23 protein-coding genes and 1 pseudogene are annotated in these 20,150 nt (G+C 35.0%); 15 read left to right on the top strand and 9 right to left on the bottom strand.

Features of this window, described 5'->3' with window-relative positions:
* Positions 1-21: 21 nt before the first annotated feature.
* Positions 22-1,212 carry a DHH family phosphoesterase gene (locus LAV82_RS00485; RefSeq protein ID WP_098672853.1) on the bottom strand — a complete coding sequence of 397 codons (1,191 nt, stop codon included), beginning with the start codon at positions 1,210-1,212 and terminating at the stop codon, positions 22-24.
* Between the two features lie 331 nt (positions 1,213-1,543).
* Between LAV82_RS00485 and LAV82_RS00480 the strand changes: the two genes are divergently transcribed.
* A complete protein-coding gene (locus tag LAV82_RS00480) occupies positions 1,544-3,259 on the top strand; it encodes an NAD-dependent malic enzyme (protein WP_499715402.1) in 1,716 nt (571 codons plus the stop codon).
* Positions 3,260-3,496: 237 nt separating this feature from the next.
* Here the strand turns inward: LAV82_RS00480 and LAV82_RS00475 are convergent, their stop codons facing one another.
* Positions 3,497-3,907 carry a YndM family protein gene (locus LAV82_RS00475; RefSeq protein WP_499715400.1) on the bottom strand — a complete coding sequence of 137 codons (411 nt, stop codon included), beginning with the start codon at positions 3,905-3,907 and terminating at the stop codon, positions 3,497-3,499.
* Positions 3,908-4,143: 236 nt separating this feature from the next.
* Between LAV82_RS00475 and LAV82_RS00470 the strand changes: the two genes are divergently transcribed.
* A complete protein-coding gene (locus tag LAV82_RS00470) occupies positions 4,144-4,557 on the top strand; it encodes a general stress protein (RefSeq protein WP_041816603.1) in 414 nt (137 codons plus the stop codon).
* Between the two features lie 100 nt (positions 4,558-4,657).
* Here the strand turns inward: LAV82_RS00470 and LAV82_RS00465 are convergent, their stop codons facing one another.
* The 3 genes from LAV82_RS00465 to LAV82_RS00455 form a co-directional block, all read right to left on the bottom strand.
* Complete coding sequence (locus tag LAV82_RS00465) at positions 4,658-4,897, bottom strand: YrhK family protein (RefSeq protein WP_307871978.1); 240 nt, start codon at positions 4,895-4,897, stop codon at positions 4,658-4,660.
* Positions 4,898-4,995: 98 nt separating this feature from the next.
* Entirely contained in the window at positions 4,996-6,165 is a 1,170-nt protein-coding gene (locus LAV82_RS00460) for an MFS transporter (protein ID WP_211077562.1), read from the bottom strand.
* Positions 6,166-6,246: 81 nt separating this feature from the next.
* Positions 6,247-6,762: a cyclophilin-like fold protein gene (locus LAV82_RS00455; protein ID WP_211077563.1), complete on the bottom strand. Its 516-nt coding sequence runs from the start codon at positions 6,760-6,762 to the stop codon at positions 6,247-6,249.
* Positions 6,763-6,940: 178 nt separating this feature from the next.
* On the opposite strand from LAV82_RS00455, the gene LAV82_RS00450 reads away from it, so the two are divergent.
* The gene (locus LAV82_RS00450) at positions 6,941-7,843 is read left to right on the top strand and encodes a LysR family transcriptional regulator (protein WP_499715397.1); all 903 of its coding nucleotides are present in this window, start codon (positions 6,941-6,943) and stop codon (positions 7,841-7,843) included.
* Positions 7,844-7,997: 154 nt separating this feature from the next.
* On the opposite strand, the gene LAV82_RS00445 is transcribed toward LAV82_RS00450, so the two are convergent.
* Positions 7,998-8,426 (bottom strand): MerR family transcriptional regulator, encoded by a 429-nt coding sequence (locus LAV82_RS00445; protein WP_029323545.1) that lies wholly within the window; start codon positions 8,424-8,426, stop codon positions 7,998-8,000.
* 319 nt (positions 8,427-8,745) lie between these two features.
* On the opposite strand from LAV82_RS00445, the gene LAV82_RS00440 reads away from it, so the two are divergent.
* The 6 genes from LAV82_RS00440 to LAV82_RS00415 all read left to right on the top strand — a co-directional run bounded on the left by LAV82_RS00440 (position 8,746) and on the right by LAV82_RS00415 (position 12,809).
* Positions 8,746-9,597 (top strand): aldo/keto reductase, encoded by an 852-nt coding sequence (locus tag LAV82_RS00440; protein WP_499715395.1) that lies wholly within the window; start codon positions 8,746-8,748, stop codon positions 9,595-9,597.
* A 321-nt stretch (positions 9,598-9,918) separates the two neighbouring features.
* A complete protein-coding gene (locus LAV82_RS00435) occupies positions 9,919-10,074 on the top strand; it encodes a hypothetical protein (RefSeq protein ID WP_013058429.1) in 156 nt (51 codons plus the stop codon).
* 274 nt (positions 10,075-10,348) lie between these two features.
* Positions 10,349-10,678, top strand: coding sequence for a PadR family transcriptional regulator (locus LAV82_RS00430; protein ID WP_013058428.1), 330 nt, complete (start codon positions 10,349-10,351; stop codon positions 10,676-10,678).
* Positions 10,665-11,228 carry an HAAS signaling domain-containing protein gene (locus LAV82_RS00425; RefSeq protein WP_013058427.1) on the top strand — a complete coding sequence of 188 codons (564 nt, stop codon included), beginning with the start codon at positions 10,665-10,667 and terminating at the stop codon, positions 11,226-11,228. The genes LAV82_RS00430 and LAV82_RS00425 overlap by 14 nt, the downstream gene beginning before the upstream one ends.
* On the top strand, positions 11,218-12,081 hold the full coding sequence (locus LAV82_RS00420) for a DUF4097 family beta strand repeat-containing protein (RefSeq protein ID WP_499715392.1): 864 nt from the start codon (positions 11,218-11,220) through the stop codon (positions 12,079-12,081). Before LAV82_RS00425 ends, LAV82_RS00420 begins: the two co-directional genes overlap by 11 nt.
* Before the next feature lie 341 nt (positions 12,082-12,422).
* The gene (locus tag LAV82_RS00415) at positions 12,423-12,809 is read left to right on the top strand and encodes a hypothetical protein (RefSeq protein WP_057273776.1); all 387 of its coding nucleotides are present in this window, start codon (positions 12,423-12,425) and stop codon (positions 12,807-12,809) included.
* A 152-nt stretch (positions 12,810-12,961) separates the two neighbouring features.
* Here the strand turns inward: LAV82_RS00415 and LAV82_RS00410 are convergent, their stop codons facing one another.
* On the bottom strand, positions 12,962-14,074 hold the full coding sequence (locus LAV82_RS00410; RefSeq protein ID WP_499715390.1) for a type II asparaginase: 1,113 nt from the start codon (positions 14,072-14,074) through the stop codon (positions 12,962-12,964).
* 290 nt (positions 14,075-14,364) lie between these two features.
* Here LAV82_RS00410 and LAV82_RS00405 point away from each other — a divergent pair.
* A pseudogene (locus LAV82_RS00405) lies at positions 14,365-14,629 on the top strand (hypothetical protein).
* A 19-nt stretch (positions 14,630-14,648) separates the two neighbouring features.
* Complete coding sequence (locus LAV82_RS00400) at positions 14,649-15,182, top strand: SMI1/KNR4 family protein (protein WP_013058421.1); 534 nt, start codon at positions 14,649-14,651, stop codon at positions 15,180-15,182.
* Between the two features lie 135 nt (positions 15,183-15,317).
* On the opposite strand, the gene LAV82_RS00395 is transcribed toward LAV82_RS00400, so the two are convergent.
* Complete coding sequence (locus LAV82_RS00395) at positions 15,318-15,536, bottom strand: hypothetical protein (protein WP_211077569.1); 219 nt, start codon at positions 15,534-15,536, stop codon at positions 15,318-15,320.
* Between the two features lie 955 nt (positions 15,537-16,491).
* Between LAV82_RS00395 and LAV82_RS00390 the strand changes: the two genes are divergently transcribed.
* Positions 16,492-17,412 carry a CPBP family intramembrane glutamic endopeptidase gene (locus LAV82_RS00390; protein WP_057273774.1) on the top strand — a complete coding sequence of 307 codons (921 nt, stop codon included), beginning with the start codon at positions 16,492-16,494 and terminating at the stop codon, positions 17,410-17,412.
* 43 nt (positions 17,413-17,455) lie between these two features.
* Complete coding sequence (locus LAV82_RS00385; protein WP_014458831.1) at positions 17,456-17,602, top strand: hypothetical protein; 147 nt, start codon at positions 17,456-17,458, stop codon at positions 17,600-17,602.
* Between the two features lie 50 nt (positions 17,603-17,652).
* Here the strand turns inward: LAV82_RS00385 and LAV82_RS00380 are convergent, their stop codons facing one another.
* Entirely contained in the window at positions 17,653-18,366 is a 714-nt protein-coding gene (locus LAV82_RS00380) for a hypothetical protein (protein WP_499715388.1), read from the bottom strand.
* Positions 18,367-18,592: 226 nt separating this feature from the next.
* Here LAV82_RS00380 and LAV82_RS00375 point away from each other — a divergent pair, with 226 nt between their 5' ends.
* Positions 18,593-19,195: a type 1 glutamine amidotransferase family protein gene (locus LAV82_RS00375; RefSeq protein WP_057273772.1), complete on the top strand. Its 603-nt coding sequence runs from the start codon at positions 18,593-18,595 to the stop codon at positions 19,193-19,195.
* Between the two features lie 95 nt (positions 19,196-19,290).
* Positions 19,291-19,674 carry a hypothetical protein gene (locus LAV82_RS00370; protein ID WP_057273771.1) on the top strand — a complete coding sequence of 128 codons (384 nt, stop codon included), beginning with the start codon at positions 19,291-19,293 and terminating at the stop codon, positions 19,672-19,674.
* The last annotated feature ends 476 nt before the right edge of the window (positions 19,675-20,150 follow it).

Raw genomic sequence — 20,150 nt, 5'->3', positions numbered from 1 at the left:
AATCAAAATATGTTTCGGCGCTTATTCTCCGTGCTTTAGTTTTTTTATATACCTTATTAAGTACTTTACAAAGATATCATCTCTTACTAACCAAGCGGCATAATTCCTTTTTAAAAAGATTTCTGCTTCCTTAAAGCTTTTAAATGTATGAATCGATAGCCCTTTGCTATTTTCAATTATCCATTCATCTTCATTCTGAAGAGAAACAAGGAACATATCATCATTTTGAGTTTCGTAGAGAGAACCAGATGAAGATTCTTTCAAATTATATCGGTTTCTTCTTGCATCCTCTCGCACAGGATCCAGATGAAATGTATCTGTTACAAACTGGTTATAAGCCTCATTAGTTAACGAACATCCAGCAGCTTTTGCGTGACCTCCGCCTCCATAGTGACCAGCAACTTCTGATACATCCACATGATCATGAATGGTCCGAAGACTAATTCTTTTTCCTCCCATATTTAACATGGCAATGTAATCAAGGTGAGGATATTCTTTTCCTAATTCGTTTCCAAGTTCTGAATGATACGATTCAGCGTACACGATTCCTGCTAAATAGTCACCTATAGAGGTTTGCACCAATTCTCGTCTTTTTCGACGAATATAACGCTCTACTTTATCTTCTTCCATATCTAATATCTTCTGTTCAAACTCGTCAAAAAAGAAGTGGTCACTGTTTTGAAGTCTATTAACCATTTTTTCTTCAAACTCGTCAATAGATATTAAAAAGAAGAGAGCATTTAGCCTGTGTGCCTCTTGGTTGTTGTTCTTTTCCCATTCCCAAGTATCATACTGCCTTACTAGTTCTACAAATTCATCAACCGCATTGGAAGTCTGTATAAGTTCATTTTCTATAAGGTATTCATAAAATAAGGACGTTCCTGAGGCTAAGTTTCCTTCGTTATCTTCCACGACAACGTGTCCCCATTCATATTCGTTGAAATGAAGAGCTGTTTTATGATGATCAAGCAGCTGGACTTTTCCTCCTGTTTGATAAAACTCTTCAAGTCTTTTTTCATTCTCTTCGTTTACTGATAAATCCGTAATAAATAAATGTGTATTTCTTTCTTCATTTTCTAAAAACCATTCTACTTCACGGTTAAGCGATGCAATAGAGTTATAACGAATTTTTATTCTGTCTCCAAAAGCTAACTTTGCTAAAACTCCGCATCCAACTCCATCTAAATCCGTATGCGATAACAGTTTATACATATCTTTCACCTCGAAATTATTATGATACGAGAGAAAGATTTTTAACCACTGAAGCTTTAGATTGCTGGAGAGCACTATCGTACGTAAAACTAATTTTTCTTTAGTTAACTATGTTAGCCTCCCGAGGACATAACATATAAAGCTTCTTTCCACTTGATCTATCTGAACACCAACTAAAGTGCCGCCTTAATTATATGTTTAAGGAAGAGCTTCTTCGTTTAAAAGTATTGTATGTAACAAGAAAACATCTTGGTTAACCATAATGATATCTATGGTATAAGAAAAATATTGTTTTTTTTACATTCTTTTAAGAACGGAAAGGGGATAATATATGAGATCTTCTGCTGAAGTACAAAAGAGTTTCGTTCAAACACCATTAAAAGGGAAAAATATTTTATCGAGACCTTATCTAAACAAAGGGTCTGCATTTACAAAAATAGAAAGAGAAGAACTCAATTTAGATGGATTATTACCGCCCACCGTACTGACATTAGAAGAACAGGTACAACGTGCTTATCAACAGTTTAAGAATGCATCAAATGATCTGCAAAAAAATAATTTATTAAACGATCTGCATAATCGAAATGTGGTATTGTTTTATCGATTATTAAAAGATCATTTAAGTGAAATGCTACCGATTATTTACACACCAACCGTCGGAGAAGCTATTCAAGAATATAGCCATCAATATCACCGTCCTGATGGTCTGTATTTGTCTATTGATGAAGCGGATAAAATGGACATAGCGATAGGAAATGTAGAATTAAGCTCAGAGGATATTGATTTAATCGTGGTTACAGACTCTGAAAGTATTCTTGGGATAGGTGACTGGGGAGTAGGCGGCATTAACATTGCAGTGGGTAAATTAGCAGTATATACAGCTGCTGCTGGTATTGATCCGAGCCGTGTTCTTCCCATTGTGTTAGACGTAGGAACCAATAATAAAGAGTTACTTAAAGATCCGCTTTATTTAGGTAATCGCCATGAGCGTGTGACAGGCGAAGCTTACAATCAATTTATCGATCAATTTGTAAATAAAATAATAAATAAGTTCCCAAAAGCATTGTTACATTGGGAGGACTTAGGGAATAAAAATGCCAGACGCATTATAGAAGAGTATGGGGATTATCTTTTAACATTTAACGATGATATCCAAGGTACGGGTGTGATTACATTAGGTGCTGTATTGACTGCTTTAAAAATTACAAAGACCTCCCTAAAAGATCATCGTATTGTTGTCTTTGGACCAGGTTCTGCAGGTATTGGAAACGCTGATCGAATCCACAGTGCCATGGTTCTTGAAGGTCTTTCGGAAGAGGAAGCATATGATAGGTTTTGGGCCTATGATTATAGAGGACTGTTAACGGAGGAGATAAATGATTTAGCTTCATTTCAGCAACCCTATGCTCGTAAGTTAGAAGAAATAAAGAATTGGAAAAAAGATAAGGAAAATAAAGTACCTTTGTTAGAAGTAATCAAACAAGTAAAACCTACTATCCTAATTGGAACATCGGGGGTAACAGGGGCATTTAAGGAAGAAATTATTAGAGAAATGGCTCGCCATGTAGAAAGACCTGTGATTATGCCTCTATCTAATCCTACTAAGTTAGCTGAAGCTATTCCAAAAGACATTATAAATTGGACAGATGGCAAAGCACTAATTGCAACAGGAAGTCCATTTGATTCAGTGGAGTATAAAGGAACAACATATGAAATTGGTCAAGCCAATAACGCATTTGTATTTCCTGGTCTTGGTCTAGGTGCAATTGCTGTAAAAGCTGAAAAATTTACAGAGACGATGTTCGCTGAAGCTGCAAATGCAGTCGCCCATATGGCCGAAACCCAAACCAAAGGTGATATGTTACTTCCCCATATTAAAGATCTCCAAAATGTATCCAAAACAGTGGCTTTAGCTGTAGCAAAAGCTGCTATTAAAGATGGTGTATCTAAATTTCAAGAACAGGATGTAGAAAAATTAATAGAAAAAGCTATGTGGAAACCAGAATATAAGATTATCCGACCAATAAGTAAGGCAGAAGCGAATTGATCTCCTAGTAAATTTTTTTAAGGTTATTCCTTTCTTGAGTTGATGTAAACATATACATCCAACGTTAAGAAGAGCCCATCTCTTTCAACTGAAAGGGAGTGGGCTTTTTCTTAATATAATATATGAATTCTCTACCATAATTGCATCTCTCAGAATTACAAAAGAGCCGTTTATTTATATATACGGCTCTCTTTACTAATCTGTCTATTTTTGAGGTTTGCTCTTCTTGTTAATAAGTTATTTATTATATGTCGCATCGGTATGTTTATAGTTATCAGTGTTAAGAACGTGTTTATCTAGATACTTATGGAAGAACCATTCACCGACGGCTATAACAATAGCTGACACTATAGAAGCCTGAATAACAGTTATGATATTTCCAAAAAAGGATGCTCCCATTATCCAGATGACTAAAAAAGATAAAATAAGATCAGAAATTGTAGCAACAATGTTTCTTTTTTTGTAGTCTGAGTCATCAGCAGCATTGCGGTATACTAACAAATCACCAAGGGTATAAGCGACAACTGTGAGGACTAAACCGACTAGTATGCTGTCACTAAAATCGTAATTATAAATGCCTGTAAATACTGTACCTAAGACCACAGCGCTCATTACAAACTTTATAATAAGAGCCTTTACATGTTTCATCTTTTTTCATCTCCCTTTTATTATCTTTTAATGAATATATACCCAGTATGAGGGGAGGTAATCTTTTTTAGATAAACGTTTTGCCTTAAGCAAGCTAGCATTTATTTAATCGAATTCCTTAAAAAGGGAAAATCATTTTATTCACTCTTTTAACTACAGGTCTATTGTTAAGAAGGGTAGAATAGCGGGTACATAAAAAGTAAGGAGAAAAGATCTTAATAAAGGAGGAAGGCTTTATGAGTAAAAGTATTATAGGTGTATATGAGTCGCCGGAAGAAACATTAACTAGAATTGAGAAATTAAGAATGATAGGGTATGAGGATAATGAAATTACAGTTCTAACTAATCAAGAGACCGCAGCGGGCAATCTAGCTTATAGAACGAATGTAAACGTGGATAAGCTATCTGCTGTTGACCAAGATGAAGTCACTCATGAAGATATGACTGGAGGGGCCCAGCCGGATTCTTTTTTAGATAAATTAAAGAAATTTTTTGTGGTCCAAAACTACTCAAATGAAGAAGACCGTGCAACAAATTTAGGTATTCCCACAGAGGAGCTAACTTCTCATAAAAAAGATTTGGATGATGGAAAGTTTGTAATTGCTGTGACTTCTCATAAATTGAATGAAAAAGGGTTAGACCTAGAGTGATATATTTGATTTAAAAGTGAAATCAAAAGGGGGTGTAGGCGTTAGCCTACACCCCCTTTTGATATATAGAATTCACAAGAAAAATTTTTCACAAAGAAGATTATTTATTACGATAACCTGCCTTTAAATATTTTCGTAAGTAAAAATCATGCGCTAATTTAATCGTTGAACAAATGAGCAATTGCACGCTCCAAAGAATAAATAACCAAACCCCTATATTTTTTAAGGAATCATAGAAGAATAAAATACTGCCAATTAGGAACCAGATGCCTATCAAGAAGTCATTAATCGTATTTATAACTTTATAATGACCAATAATTTTTACGGTGCAATTAATCACGTTAATTTATAGGCAGATTAGTAAGCACTCTCATCATGTAATAAAAGAAAACAAAGGGACCCTACATAGGGACCCCCAAGAAAAGTTGCATTGATGTCTTATTTTGAAAGTTGACTTACCGGACGCTGCATGTAGCTTCTTGGTAAAATAAATAGTACACTCAATACTAATGACAAGATCCCCACTAGTACAACATATTGTGTACCCATTCCTGATATAAATAGTCCACCCACAGCTGTACCAATTGTTGTTCCTAAGTTAACGGATGATAAAAATAATCCATTCGCAAAATCAGGTGCTTCTGGAGCTGCGGAGGAAATCCAATATTGATTAATATTCGTTCCTATACCAGCAAATATTCCCCAAACTAAAGTCAGGATAGCCATAGGCCAAGTAAACTGTCCGGTGAAAAATAAAATGATGTAAACGACTCCCAATGCGAAAGGGAAAACGACTACAGTTTTAATGGCATTTTTCGTAAGTAACTTCCCTGCGATAATATTTCCGAGAATATTTGCCCCACCGAATAGAATCAACATGAAACTAATTAATTGTCCAGAGATGTTCGTAACGCTTTTAAGATACTCAGCAAGATAACTGTAAACCCCAAATACTGCTGAATTCAGTAAAAGGACGGCAATAATAGAAAGCCAAGTAATAGGTTTTTTTAATACGCTTAGCTGCGCTCCGTATGAAAGTCTTTCTGTAACAGGCATAGAAGGGAAGAATGCCCACGTAGCAATAAATACAATAGCATTAATAACAGCAAAAAACGTCATTGATAGTTGAAACGAAACTGTGCTTGCAAGAAAACTTGCGATTGGTACACCAAGTACCATGCCTGCAGATACGCCAATAAAGACTTTGGAAACAGCTTTTGGAGCGTCTTCCTTGCTAACGGAGTTCGCTGCCATTGTAAAAGCTGCTGAAAAATAAATTGGATGAAAGATAGCTGGAATCACACGCGCAATTATGGCAATAGCAAAGTTAGTGGTGAATATAGAGATAATGTTACCTAAAACGAAAATACCAAGTACAAGTAACATTGCTTTCTTACGGTTGACTCCTGAAAAGAATAACGGCATCGTTGGACCAGATATTGATACAGTAAGCGCAAAGAGACTCACCAGCCATCCGGCCTTTGATACACTGATATGAAAGTGATCCGCAATGTAGGGCAGTATCCCTATAACCCCCATTTCGGTATTTATAATCCCGAAAGCTCCTAAGGTTAAGACAAATATAAGTAGCTTATTTTGTTTAGACATAAAATCAATTTCCTTCTTTCTAAAAAGCGTTATGTTCTAGCTGCTTCAAAGCGGGCATTTTAAAGAGCAATTGTCATGTTTTTACTTAGTCACTTTTTTAATGGTAACTGTAAAATCACCATGAATATTTTCAACGTTTTCTTTTCCAGACTCAATCTGACCTAGTATGATAAGGTCATTTGTGGCATCCTCAAAACCTTTATAAAAAATAGCTACATTGCCCCAAGGAGCGTAATAAGCAAAGTCGCCTTTTTTTGATAGATCTCCAGCTTGTACATCATCTGCTGATAATCTTTTTTGCAAAATACTAATTTTTTCTTTACCTATATAATCTTCAAAAGCTATGGTTAAAGGCAGTTGGGCTAGAAAAGCCATACTTGCTGGGTTATCGTACATCCTAATCAAGACTTCTTTATCGTTAAACGTTAATTTGATTCTTGTATCTGAAATGCGATCTTCTTTTGGCTGTTCTGGTGCTTGGTTTAAAGGATTACTTGTATTATGATCTCTTTCCGCTGCAGATGAATTATTGTTGCTACAAGCAGCGAGGCCAAGACTTGTTACTAAGATAGAAGACAGACATAAGAATTTTTTCATTTTAAGCTCCTTTCCACTTTGAATCATTTAAGGTGTTGCTTGTGTGACATGAACTTCGTTGGTATTTATTCTACCGGCTTCTTTTGAATATAAAAAATACTTATATCTTATATCATGATATGTTTGATAAGCATTTCTGGAGTGTATATACTAAAGCTTATGAAAGGAGGAGGGGGATATGGAAATTCGAGTTTTGCGCTATTTTCTTGCGGTTGCAAGAGAAGGAAACATCACGAGAGCTGCTGATGTTTTGCATGTGACACAGCCAACTTTGTCTAGACAATTAAAAGACCTTGAACAAGAGTTAGGTAAAAAAATATTTATTCGCAGCAGTCACAGTGTCTTTCTGACAGATGAAGGAATGCTTCTGCGAAACAGGGCAGAGGAAATCGTTAATATGGTGGATAAATTAGAGGCAGAATTTAGTTCGATGGAAGAAACAATAGGTGGTGATGTCTATATAGGCGGCGGGGAAACTGAAGCAATGAAACACATTGCACGAGTAGCAAAAGATGTACAGGTACGTTATCCTAATATACGATATCACCTCTACAGCGGAAACGAAGAAGATATAACGGAACGGCTTGACAAGGGATTGCTTGATTTCGGTATTTTAATTCAGCCAGCCGATATTTCAAAATACAATTATCTTAATATGCCTGCCAAAGATGTTTGGGGCGCTGTGATGAGAAAAGACAGTCCTCTTGCCCTCAAAGAAAGCATTCAAGCTGGGGATTTATTAAACGTTCCACTGATTTGTTCACGACAGGCCATGAAACAGACGTTTTCCAAAAATGAATTTGCGGATTGGTTTGGCGAAGACTTTCATAAATTAAACATCGTCACTACATACAATCTTGCATATAATGCGGCCATTATGGTTGAAGAAGGCGTCGGATATGCAATAACACTTGATAAAATAGTCAATACGTCTACTGCTAGTAATCTTTGTTTCAGACCCTTACAGCCAAGACTTGAATCAGGTTTAAATATTGTGTGGAAAAAGCATCATGTTCTTTCAGCTGCGGCTGATGCGTTTTTAAAAGAACTGCAGGAAGAATTTGCACACACTCTAAACTGACAGGGCATCGGTCTAGCTCAAACAAATGGAGTAAAGCGGCTGTAATCGCCCAGGATATTTTAAAGAGAGTTAAAGTTGAAAACCGAGGACAGTAAAAAGACTTGTCTATACGGTATGCTAGATAAGTCTTTTTACTGCTGATATAGAGGTGATGTTAAGATCCTTTGAATGTTTTATTAGCATGTATTAACTCCCATTCGCCAGGGTTAGTGTCATCTGGCGATAAACCGTTAATAATATCAAGATAATGATTTGCTTTTTCGTCCATATATTTTACAGTTCTTTTAGCTTCCTCTAATTGAGCTTTAGCGATCTCTTTTTGTTTTAAAATGATTTGATAGCGCTCATGAATGGTACTTCCACCTTCTAAACACAAATCTACGTAGGTTTTAATGTCTTCCACTGTCATCCCACATTGTTTTAAATATTTAACACCTGTCAGCCAATTAATGGACTCTTGATCAAAAAGACGAATATTGTTTTTATCACGCTGTACGCTCGGAACTAATCCTTTATCCGTGTAGAAACGAACGGTATGTTCCGTTATGTCAAGCAGCTTAGCCACATCTTTCACCGTATACATTTTGGCCACTCCCATAAACATTTTTTCTTTATTACTGTTTAAAATCTATCACATTCGTGTAACACGAAGGCAAGAAGATGATTATGGTTCAAGTCAATAAATTTGTTAGTACCATCAAAGTAATCTAAACAAATACCCAGCTGAACATAAAGCTGAAGGTATAGTTTATCCACTTCTTTCACCGTATACGCTTTAATTCATCATTGAAAGATTTAACTTAATTTATGTAAAGTTCTTGACCTCGTGTTACACGAAGGTATTAGGATAATATTTGTGCAAGATTAACGAAACTTACGATGTAAAACAGGAGGAGTTTTATATGCAAAAAGTTACTTTAAACAATGGTGTCGAAATGCCAATCTTAGGCTTCGGTGTATTTCAAGTTCCTGATGCAGCTCAATGTGAACAAGCAGTATCCAACGCGCTTGAAGCAGGGTATCGTCTAATTGATACAGCGGCGGCCTATATGAATGAAGAGGCGGTTGGTGCAGCTATCAAAAAAAGTGGTATTCCAAGAGAAGAGCTTTTTATCACAACAAAGCTTTGGGTTCAGGATCAAGGTTATGAAAGTGCTAAAAAAGCCTTTCATGTTTCTTTGGACAAACTAGGGCTTGACTATCTTGATTTGTACTTAATTCACCAGCCGTTTAATGATTATTATGGTTCTTGGCGTGCAATGGAAGAGCTTTATAAAGAAGGGAAAATTCGTGCTATCGGTGTATCCAACTTTTATCAGGATCGTTTAGTTGATTTAATCTTAAATAATGAAGTTGTGCCAGCTGTAAATCAAGTGGAGAATCATCCTTTTTTTCAACAGAAAGCTGCAAAGAAAGTGATGGAAGAATACGGTGTGCAAATACAATCATGGGGACCATTTGCAGAAGGTCAAAATAATATCTTCCAAAATGAATTACTTTCCGGTATTGGAGCGAAATATGGAAAAACAGTGGCACACGTTATTTTGCGCTGGCATATTCAACGTGGTGTCGTTACCATTCCAAAATCTGTTCGTAAAGAACGTATCGCTGAAAACTTTAACGTCTGGGATTTCACGTTAAGTGATGAAGATATGGCAGCCATTACTGCTATGGACAGCGGGAAAAGTGAAATCATTGATCATTTTACCGCCGATACGGCTAAAGCCTTAAATGGATGGAAAATTCATGAATAATGAAAGATTTGCACCACCTAGAAAATGAAATTTTTGATAGCACTCTACTTTAAAACAGCCATAAAATTGGCTGTTTTTTATTGTTTGAAAATGTAAAATAACGGTTTCTTTTTTCTTTAATTTATTACAAAAAAATCAAATGTATTTAAGGCATTTCTATCAATTATAGTAACAATTGTTAAATTTTATCTTAAAGGTGATATTCTTATAAATATTCAATCAGTATACTTTCAAAGCTATTTATGGATTTGATTTTACAGTATAAAAAAATATTGAGAGCCACGATTGCTTTATTACTCTTAGACGAAGGATGAGTGATGTATGAACAAACTTATAATACCAGCCATACTAGTGATATTCGCTTTATGGATCTTATTACAATTGGCTTTAGGCGGAGACGTTTTCAAAAACCCGCTAAACTATTTTATCTTAATAACGGTTTTCTTTTTATTTATCAAACAAGCAAAAGAAAAATAGCCTGGCTTGATCGCTGCTGTGTAGTCTATAGTCATAGGCTGCTTTTTCTTTTGGCCGCGTTAAAAATAATTCCGTATATAAGCTAATTAGAAAAAGAAGGTTGAACCTTGCTTTATAAAAAATACCTTACGATTGTAAAAATGGTTAAAAATTATTAAACAGTACCTTGCAATAAACAATAGCTGGTGATATATTGTAATTATTAGGAAATCATTATGAATCAGTACTATACAATAAACAGTAGTGGGCTGTGAAAAGAAAAGGGTGAAGAACAGTGAACGTGCAATTTAAAAAAGGAGTTTTAGAACTTTGTGTCCTTGTGTTACTTGATAAGAAAGACCGCTATGGATATGAATTAGTTCAAAAAATCTCCGATCAAATTGAAATATCAGAAGGGTCGGTATATCCTCTTCTGCGCCGATTAACAAAAGAAGAATATTTTACAACGTACTTAAAGGAATCTACAGAAGGTCCCTCAAGGAAGTATTATCAGCTTACAGCTAAAGGAAGGGATTATTTATACGAACTTATCGATGAATGGAACGAGTTTTCAAGAGGTGTTAATCAATTAATTAAAGAAGGTGTGAACAATGTCGAAGAGTAAATTTTTACAGCAATTAAATGAATCCTTAAAACCATTGTCTTCAAAAGAACGTGCAGATATTCTACAAGATTATGAAGAACATTTTTCCATTGGCTTAGAAGAAGGAAAAACAGAAGAAGAAATTGTAACGTCGCTAGGTTCTCCGAATCAAATAGCCAAAGAATTGCTGGCAGATTATCACGTTGAGCAAGCAACAGCTAAGGCAACAACTCAAAATATTTTGAGAGCCACTTGGGCCGTAATTGGTTTAGCTTTTTTTAATGTAGTGATTGTGCTTGGGCCCGCCGTCGCATTAGCTGGCTTCATTTTGTCAGCTTGGGCCATAGGTCTATGTTTCTTGCTATCTCCTATTCTAGTTCTCGGTGAGGCTATTGTACATTCGAGCGGCTTTTTTCTCTTTAATTTATTCATGTCTTTAGCATTTTGCGGAATTGGATATTTTATTATGTTAGGTATGTTAGTTGTAACGAAGCTAGCTATAAAAGGCTTTGTACGTTATCTAAAATACAATGTATCACTGGTGAAAGGCGGTTTAAAACGTGCTGAATAAAAAGAAACTCTCCATTCTTGCAGGTATTCTCATCCTTGTTGGGATTATAGGAAGTCTCCTTACTTATCGTGCGATTGATCCTGAACCTATTTCAAAAGAAAAAGTTATTAACAGCAATCAAGTATCAAAAGTAAACATTGATACGGATAATACTCGTGTTCACGTGTACCCTATCAAAGGCGATAATGTCAAAGTAACATTAAAAGGCGAAACATCTCCTAATATAAAAAGAGACTTCACTGCTGACGTTAAAAATTCAACGCTTTTCATCTCCTATAATGAACAGCAGCGCAGCTGGGTAAATTTTGATATTGTTAGTGTATTAAAACCGCTATCCATCAACGTTTATTTACCTGAAAAACAGTATAATTCATTGGGGATTTCCAGCAACAATGGGTATGTGTCTGTTAAAAAATTACGCGCAGCGGATGTTTCCATTGGCGCAAACAATGGACGTGTAGAATTAGAGGACATTGATTCACAAAACCTGAACACCAGCGTACACAATGGACTTACAAGCATAAAAAATGCTGCAGCAAAAACGGTTCAAGCAAAAGGGAATAATGGAAAAATAACGCTGAGTAACGTGCAAGGTAGTTTAAAAGGGGAAACCCATAACGGAAGTATCGCTTTAGAAACAAAAGAACTTGATCGAGATATTGACTTTAAAACGAACAATGGAAAGATTAAGATTACGACGAAAAAAGAACCAAGTAACGTTCAATTTAATGTTTCCGTGGACAATGGAAAAGTCGATATTCTAAATAAATATGATAGTAATGCTGTTATTGGAAAAGGAAAGAATATCATTAAACTAGCCACTCATAACGGCAGTATTTCAGTAATAAAGTAACTGTTTGTTATCATAAGCTCCCCTACAAAAAAGCAATGGAACAGCTAGCCTGAGATAATCCAAAAAGGTTTCACTCATTGAACGTTGATGAGTGGAACCTTTTTTAATTTAGTTTATGGCGAAGTAATAGTGGCAGCTAAAAACGAGCCGTATACAAATCTCTCTTGGTTCACGCAATTTGAGCAGGGAAGACCTATAAAAAATATAACTTCTTTTATTTTTTCTTGAAAAAGGAATATTTCTTAAAGTGGTACGATACTATTTTCTGATACAACCTATCTCCTTAACAGGGATGTTCTTCGCTTTACCTATCAGCCACTATCAGAAAGGAGCAAAAATAAATGAAACGATATGTTGCGTACGGCTTGTTACTCACAGTGTCTTTAGTATTTGCGATTTTTTTAATTGTTGATTGGCGCCAATACGAAACTGGGTTAGAACAGGCTATTAAGCCTGCTGATAAGAACTACGAGAACAGCAAAAACTATGTCTCTGACAAACGTATGATAAATGTCATTGTAAAGCTAACGGAAGAAAGTCCTGCAACATTTGGAACAAGATTAAAAAGTGCGCAAAGAATAGATGAGAGACGTGTCCATGTGAATACCAATAAGCTAGAGGGCATTATCGAGTTAAAGGATATAGAAGGCAAGACTTTGGTGTGGCGTGTACTAGACGGCACCTCAAATCATTTAATTATGGAAAGCAAGAACTGGGGAAATGAATAAGGAACCTGCTGATAGTTTCTTTCATTTTTAAAAGAGGGTGAGGCAAAAGTATGTTAGTGATGTCTCAACCTCTTTATGTCCTTCTTATAAGCTGTCGTTAACGATTGTTTTTAAAAAATTAGTCAAAACAGAGGATGAAAGATATTTTTGATTTAATACTCATTAAAATATTCTTGAATCTTTTGAGGATCCTTCGTTCTCGTTAAGGCAAGCATTAAAAGAATACGGGCTTTTTGTGGATTTAGCGAATCGGATGTAACAAACGTATCTTTAGCATCTGATTCTTCATGTGTCACAATTCCGCTTCCTACCCGGCTAGACCTCACAATAACTACGCCTTTTTTTACCGCATCTCTAGCACCTGTTAGGGCAGCATCCGATAGCAACCCATTTCCTGCTCCTGCAACGACTATTCCTTTTGCCCCAGCTTTTACGGCTGTGTCATAAAAGTCCCTAGAATCGTTTTGATACCCATATATGATGTCTACTTGAGGAAGCTTATCTAATTTTGATACATCGAATACTGATTGTGTTGTATGCTTGCGAGTTGGTTTGTTATAAAATATTACCTTATCTCCAGCTATTTCTCCTACATATCCTTGTTCAGGGGATTTAAACGTATCTACTGCCGTTGTATGTGTTTTTGTTATATAACGAGCTGCACTAATTCGATCGTTGAGCGCTACTAAAACACCGGTATTTCGTGCGTCTTTTGTAGAAGCAATTTTCACTGCATTATACAAGTTTAGCGGTCCATCTGCACTTATAGCGGTAGCTGGTCTCATTGAACCAACCACAACCACAGGTTTGTCACTCTTTACTACTAAATTTAGAAAATAAGCCGTTTCCTCCATCGTATCAGATCCGTGTGTCACGACAATTCCATCAACATCCTTAGAAGCTAATAGTGTATTAATTCGCTTCGCTAACTTTAACAAAATGCTGTTATCTATATTTTGACTTCCGATATTTACGACCTGTTCTCCGCTTACATTCGCTATTTTTTTCAACTGAGGAACAGCTTTGATAATTGTTTTAATGTTAAGAGCTCCTGATTCATATCCAGTTGTGTCTGTGCTGCTTTCAGAAGAACCTGCAATCGTACCTCCAGTGGCCAAAATTTTTATATTGGGCAGCTCTTCTTTCACTGAATGTTTTACAGTCATTTTAGAATCATTTACCGATGCATTGACCAATGATAAAGGTCCCGAGAATAAGATAACGCTTGATAAAAAGGTGAGGCCTACTATTCTTTTCAGTTCCATCGTTACTTCGCTCCTTTTACGCAAAAGACATGTAACGATATTATGGGTAATTTGAATTTAAAATATCCAAGGTGCTATTTTATTAAGATCTGTATTTGAAATATCTTTCTCCAAACAAATAAATTAGAAGAAAAGGTACACGCTGTATGGTAAAATGAGTCAATAATATCACAAATGAAGAAATTTATGGAACTGAACTATTCTAATAAACTGCTCTAACCAGTTTTAATAATTTTTTATAGAGGATGGAAATATCTAAAATACATAAGGGTTAAAAGGGAGCGGTTAAAGTGAAGCCGACCATTGTAGATGAACTAATAAAGAAGTTTTCCTTATTTGATTCAAAAAAAAGAGTATGTGGAATTAGCAGTTGATTTAAACGACATTTACGAAAGCAGTAATAAAATTGATCGATTAATTAGAGAAACCCTTCGTTCTTCACTAAATCAAGAAAAGCTAATCAAACAATTAATTGAAATAGAGATAGAACTTGATCATATTCATTGGCATTATAAAAGCTTAAAAAAGGAATTAAAACAATTACTTAATACTTAAATTGGAAGAAGGTGAAGTTTTGAAAAAAGAATTTTATCGAGGAGATAGTTTTTGGAGCGACGATAGTGAATATAAGCGTATAGATTATCCGATAAATGATGAAATCATAAAGCAAGCTGAAGCTATTTTAGGTGTTAAGTTACCTAGTTCATTATTGGATTTAATGAAAATAAGAAATGGTGGAGGACTTAACTATCCATACTTTATGTTACCTGATGGAGATACCGAAAGTATTCCTTATGGAGGAAGAGCAAGGATTAGCGATATTGATCCTATACATTTTGAAAAGGAAGATATAAGCATCTTGTCTTCTAAAGAACTATTAAAAGAAGTAAGCCTCACCGGTGAATTTGTGGTATTATGGACAGATTTTCACTATTGGGTCGTGTTGGATTATCGCAATAGATCACAAAATCCTGCTGTTATGTATATCGCAGAAAACTTCTCAACTTCAACGTACGACACTACAGAATGGGAGTATATTAAAATAGCAGATACGTTCGATGATTTTTTAAAGCAGCTATTTCGTGTGCCACCATTAGATCCAAAATAATTAAAAAATGGTTATAGCCGTAAATAATGATTAAGCTAAATCAGTATCAAGGCTGTATATTTGATCATAAAAAGGGTTCCTATCTCTAAATGGATGGAACCTTTTTAAATACAATGAATTATTAATGTTTATTTCTTATAATAAAATGAATCCAGCTATTAATAAAACAGCACCAAGCATAATCCGGAATCCTGAAGTTGACACTGGATCGGTTGCTATATCTGATGCTACTGCTAAAAAAACTAAAGCTTTTTTAGTTTTTCCTTTTATATTTTTATCCCTTATAATTATAAAAATTCCTGAAACTAACAGATACAAACCAATTATTAAAGATAATATAGGTATAAAAATCATTTTATTTCCACCTTGTTCTAAAGTGCTATAGCATAGTTGTTTTCTATGCTTTTTTGTTACGGTCTAAACTTCTTGACTATGGCAGTAGTACTTTACACCACTAACTTGTTCAACCATATTAAACCTACCTTTTTCACCAGCCTCTTTAGTTTACCTTCACTATTATAGAATATAAAACTAAAAATTCAATTAAAATCCAAAATTATACTATAAGATCATTCCATAATGAGATGAAAAGAGTTAAAAACACTCTTATTTAATATTTAAATATTTCTGCCAGAAAACGTGTGCACTTTTGCACAATGTTTTGATTTATTTAGATGCATTATATTAATCTAGCAATTTTATTTGCGTTACTAAACACTTCATATTGATTATCCTCTTTTTCTTAGTTATAATGTAATTGTTACATTTGTAATAATAATGTAATATATTTGTAACTTATATACGTTTTGCGATGTTAGTTAGATAGAATGGTAGCTAATTTTAAAAAATGAAAAGCTGTTTATAGATAAGCCCTTAGCGGTTGTGGGAGCATCCGTGAGGGGAAAACTTTGGATAAAAAGGTGAGGACGATGTTGAAAAAAATATTTATTTTAGTTGTTCTAGGATATATATTCTTGAGTAGCAAGTATTTTCTTCAAAATTATGTGTATGCGGGCACGTATGAGCAAGATATAAAGGTTAACGATAACTTGGTGTCGAGTCTTCTTTTAGAAGAAGCTGTTTTTTAACGGCTTTTAAGACGCTAAATTTTATATAAAGAGGTAATGGGTAGAGTTGTGATTTCTTCATATTGTCAGTCTCTTTCCTTATCTTCAAAGGTAAAAAGCAGGCGGTAGTTAAAATGATTGCAGGACTTCGGGTCCTAATAGATTTTTACATTGCCTAGACAACAACTAAGTAGAGAAGAACTATGTAATTGAGAAGAGAAGGCTGAGGGAGTAAGAAGAAAATGAAAAACTATTTAAATGTGGAAGAAGGAAAAAATAGCTGGAAGCGTTATGTAAGTACAACAATCCTTGCTTCTGTGTTTATGCTGTTAGGATCAATTATTTATATTATTGCTGAAATGATAATGGTTGCAGATGATGAAAGTGGAAAATCATATTTTGATTTTGATAGTGGGGTAGCTGTAGGAATCAATGCTAATCTTGATTTTCTGTTGTCTCATATTATGTACATATGCTGGATTTTTGGTTTATGGATCGGGATTCGTTTTATTCACAAACGAAAAATGAAATCATTAATCACTGCTAACAAACGTGTGAATTGGAAGAAAGTAATATGGTCTTTTGGAGCTTTTAGCCTGTTGCTAATCGTTTCACAATTAATTGATGTCGTGTTTAACCATTCGGATTATTCATGGAACCATGTAAGTCTGAAAGAGTATGTACTATTAATACTTATTACATTTTTGTTAGTACCTATTCAAACAACAACAGAGGAGCTGTTTTTTAGAGGGCTTCTTCTTCAATGGGTGAGTAAGAAAGTGAAGCGTCCAATTTTACTTGCTATTATTGTTGGACTAATGTTTTCAATAGGTCATTTTGCTAATCCTGAAATGAATAAATCCATTATATTGGTGGGACTAGATTATATTGTAGCTGGTTTTGCTCTTACATATATCGCGATTAAAACAAAAAGCTTAGAAATTACCATTGGCGCACACGCAGCCAACAACATGTTTCTCGCTCTATTCCTTACAACGGACGATTCTGTTTTCGGATCTATACCGAGTTTGTTTAAGGTAGCTAACACTGAGCCAGGAGCTAATCTTATTTGGTCGATTGTTATGTTTAGTGTTTTCTATATCTTATGTAGAGGGAAGATAAAAAAGGAAGAAGCAGCTGACAAAGATCAGCTTATTGCTTAAATTGGCAGAACCAATAACTAAACAGGATAGGAGATGTAACAGAGTGAGTGGAAATCACGATGAAAATAAACCATTGACTCGTGCAGAAATGAAGCGAGGCCACTTAGCTACTCAACATCGCATTTTGAATGTACTTATCGTTCTTGCATCGATTGCTGCAGTGTATCTAGTAATAAAAACCATACTTTAAAAGAGCAGCCTTTATGGCTGCTCTTTTTATTTTGTCCCAACACCTCGCAACTACCACTTGAAAAAAGCTTTTAACGAAATCATTGTAGCGGCGTAGACAAGAGATGAGATTAAAAAGGTTGGCAAGTGCGCGTGTTTTTCAAAAGGGAGTTCTTTACTGATCACGTTAAATAACATTGCACCTGAACTAAAAGCAATCATCGACTCGATAAGCAAGCCGGATGAGGGTCCGAAGACGCCCATGATGCACCCAAGAAAAGTTGCCCCGGCAAGCATATAGCGGCCTCTGCTTTTGTGTAAGCGATTATGTTTTTTTCCTAAATGATAGGACCACCCGATAAAATGAAGGCTGATAGCCAGTCCGTAGAATACTGATTCAACTCGCTTAACATCGGTTGAAAATACGACATAAGAAATGATAAAAGAATAAACCATAAAAAAACTAGCCTGTACCATGTACACGGTCAGTTCCGTTAGGTGTGTGGCTGCTTTTGTCTGAGCAAATGAATACACCGAAAAATAGACGAGTAAGCCGAGAAGACCAAGAAAATATAGTTCAGTATCAAGGGCTAGCGATCCTCCAAACTCTTCTTGTTTCTTATGAAGCGTCGGTAAGATATAAATAAATACGTAGGCAATAGCTACACCGCCTGATAATGAGAGCAGCTTTTGCTCTCCGATTGGAGAACGTTCGACAATCGTTAATGCGTATAGTTGAATGAGGATAAAAACAATACCTATTATGATTGATTCAATTGTAACCATGATGGTCTCCTTTTAAGGTTCACTTTTAGGGTTTAATTCCCTTTAATAGAAGAAGAGAAACCATGATTTAGATGGAAACATTGTTCAATTATAGATAGATGTTTTTAAACGTAATAGTTTGATATTGGTTTTATTTTACACTATATATATAAAGTGGTAAATTAAAATAGGTGATTGATCATGTGCTTAGTTATATTTCTAATCAAGAATTAGGGGTGGTGTATGTATGAAAAAAGTGATGGTCTTTATTACAGATGGTTTTGCTGATTGGGAAGCTAGTTATGTGACAGCTGAGTTAAATAAACAGGGAACAGGATTTCAGGTTCAGACAATGGCAATCGACAAACACCCTAAAACTTCAATGGGAGGATTGACCGTTCTTCCAGATTACAGCCTAAAAGACTTTCCTTTTAAACTGGACTTTGCGATGTTAATTATGCCTGGGGGAACGGGATGGAGAGAAGAGAAAAATCATCAGGTAAAGAAACTGGTGAGCTTTTGTTTTGAACATAACATTCCGGTTGCAGCGATTTGTGATGCAACGACCTTTTTAGGGAACTATGGGTTTCTTGATCAGAATAAACATACAGGTAATTCATTACCTTATTTGAAAGAAGGAGCACCTAATTATCGAGGGGATGAAAATTATATAGAAAAACAATCTGTTAGTGATGGCTGTCTAATTACAGCTAATGGAAGCGGTGCATTAGAATTTTCGAAGGACATTTTAAATAAATTAAATGTTTTAAAGAGTAAAGAACTAGAAGAATGGTACGCTTTATTTAAAAATGGTTTTATTCCGATAACAGGAGAACATATTGAAAAATAACTCACTTTAAATTACTTAAAAAAAGGCCAGATAGTAATAAAAATTTACCCAATAGGATATATGGCTGCTTTTTTACCGTGTAGGAGGATTCAAAATTGAAAAGAAATTTGTTGTTTTTAGGATTCATGTCTATTCTTTTATTAGTATTGAGTAGCTGTGGGAGTAAGGAAGAAAGCGTGCGTTTTGAAGGGGAAGGGGATCAGTGGAAAGCTTTGTATCTTTTAAATAAAGGAGAGAACACTGAAAACGGACAAGGCAGTATTATATATAAAGGAAAAGACAAAGAGAAATTAGGAAAAGTTTCTTATGTCGTGGAAGGGGAAACAAGCAAATTATCAGGTACGGATGACGAGACAGGAGGAAAAATTAATTTAAATGGGAGCTGCAGCGGATGTGCGACTCAAAGCAGCAGCGCTCCTTTTCATGTAACAATAAAATGGAATGGTAAAGAAGATAAATTTGATTTAAAAGCAAAGTAGAACGATAAACTAATAAGTGTCTAGAATGTTTGTTATGTTAGCTTTGCTTTTCACCATACGATTAACACAACAAACGCACTTTATAATTGCTTTCATCATTTACATAACTTGTCCAAAACATTCTATTTATCGTCACTAAGTGCAAGTGTTGAAGCTTCAATAATAACTAAAATACCTTAGTATTTCCAATAAAAAAAGAATCCTTTGCCTACATAGGAAAGGATTTTTTTATGTCCACATTTCCTAAAATACAAACCCTTATAAAATAACTTCCTTTAATTATAATTAATGGTAAAATAATCAATATAAAAGAAGATTACAATGTATTCACCACAGGAAGCCTTATTGGCTAGTTCTCTTTATTTCGTATTTATTATTCTATCTTTTATAATTAGTTTCTTTATCGGAAGGATACTCATTATAAAATCCGATAGATCAGTAGGGGAAGTTCAGGCAATTTCTCTTTTTATTTATTT

The sequence above is a fragment of the Bacillus sp. ILBB4 genome (genome assembly GCF_035064545.1).
Classification (GTDB): Bacteria; Bacillota; Bacilli; order Bacillales; family Bacillaceae_H; genus Priestia.
This window is presented reverse-complemented; position numbering and strand designations above follow the sequence as displayed.

What these genes read in the sequence shown, in the direction of transcription:
- LAV82_RS00485 (WP_098672853.1), bottom strand. Translation starts at nt 1,212, where the DNA reads ATGTATAAACTGTTATCGCATACGGATTTAGATGGAGTTGGATGCGGA.
- LAV82_RS00480 (WP_499715402.1), top strand. Translation starts at nt 1,544, where the DNA reads ATGAGATCTTCTGCTGAAGTACAAAAGAGTTTCGTTCAAACACCATTA.
- LAV82_RS00475 (WP_499715400.1), bottom strand. Translation starts at nt 3,907, where the DNA reads ATGAAACATGTAAAGGCTCTTATTATAAAGTTTGTAATGAGCGCTGTG.
- LAV82_RS00470 (WP_041816603.1), top strand. Translation starts at nt 4,144, where the DNA reads ATGAGTAAAAGTATTATAGGTGTATATGAGTCGCCGGAAGAAACATTA.
- LAV82_RS00460 (WP_211077562.1), bottom strand. Translation starts at nt 6,165, where the DNA reads ATGTCTAAACAAAATAAGCTACTTATATTTGTCTTAACCTTAGGAGCT.
- LAV82_RS00455 (WP_211077563.1), bottom strand. Translation starts at nt 6,762, where the DNA reads ATGAAAAAATTCTTATGTCTGTCTTCTATCTTAGTAACAAGTCTTGGC.
- LAV82_RS00450 (WP_499715397.1), top strand. Translation starts at nt 6,941, where the DNA reads ATGGAAATTCGAGTTTTGCGCTATTTTCTTGCGGTTGCAAGAGAAGGA.
- LAV82_RS00445 (WP_029323545.1), bottom strand. Translation starts at nt 8,426, where the DNA reads ATGTATACGGTGAAAGATGTGGCTAAGCTGCTTGACATAACGGAACAT.
- LAV82_RS00440 (WP_499715395.1), top strand. Translation starts at nt 8,746, where the DNA reads ATGCAAAAAGTTACTTTAAACAATGGTGTCGAAATGCCAATCTTAGGC.
- LAV82_RS00435 (WP_013058429.1), top strand. Translation starts at nt 9,919, where the DNA reads ATGAACAAACTTATAATACCAGCCATACTAGTGATATTCGCTTTATGG.
- LAV82_RS00425 (WP_013058427.1), top strand. Translation starts at nt 10,665, where the DNA reads ATGTCGAAGAGTAAATTTTTACAGCAATTAAATGAATCCTTAAAACCA.
- LAV82_RS00415 (WP_057273776.1), top strand. Translation starts at nt 12,423, where the DNA reads ATGAAACGATATGTTGCGTACGGCTTGTTACTCACAGTGTCTTTAGTA.
- LAV82_RS00410 (WP_499715390.1), bottom strand. Translation starts at nt 14,074, where the DNA reads ATGGAACTGAAAAGAATAGTAGGCCTCACCTTTTTATCAAGCGTTATC.
- LAV82_RS00395 (WP_211077569.1), bottom strand. Translation starts at nt 15,536, where the DNA reads ATGATTTTTATACCTATATTATCTTTAATAATTGGTTTGTATCTGTTA.
- LAV82_RS00390 (WP_057273774.1), top strand. Translation starts at nt 16,492, where the DNA reads ATGAAAAACTATTTAAATGTGGAAGAAGGAAAAAATAGCTGGAAGCGT.
- LAV82_RS00380 (WP_499715388.1), bottom strand. Translation starts at nt 18,366, where the DNA reads ATGGTTACAATTGAATCAATCATAATAGGTATTGTTTTTATCCTCATT.
- LAV82_RS00375 (WP_057273772.1), top strand. Translation starts at nt 18,593, where the DNA reads ATGAAAAAAGTGATGGTCTTTATTACAGATGGTTTTGCTGATTGGGAA.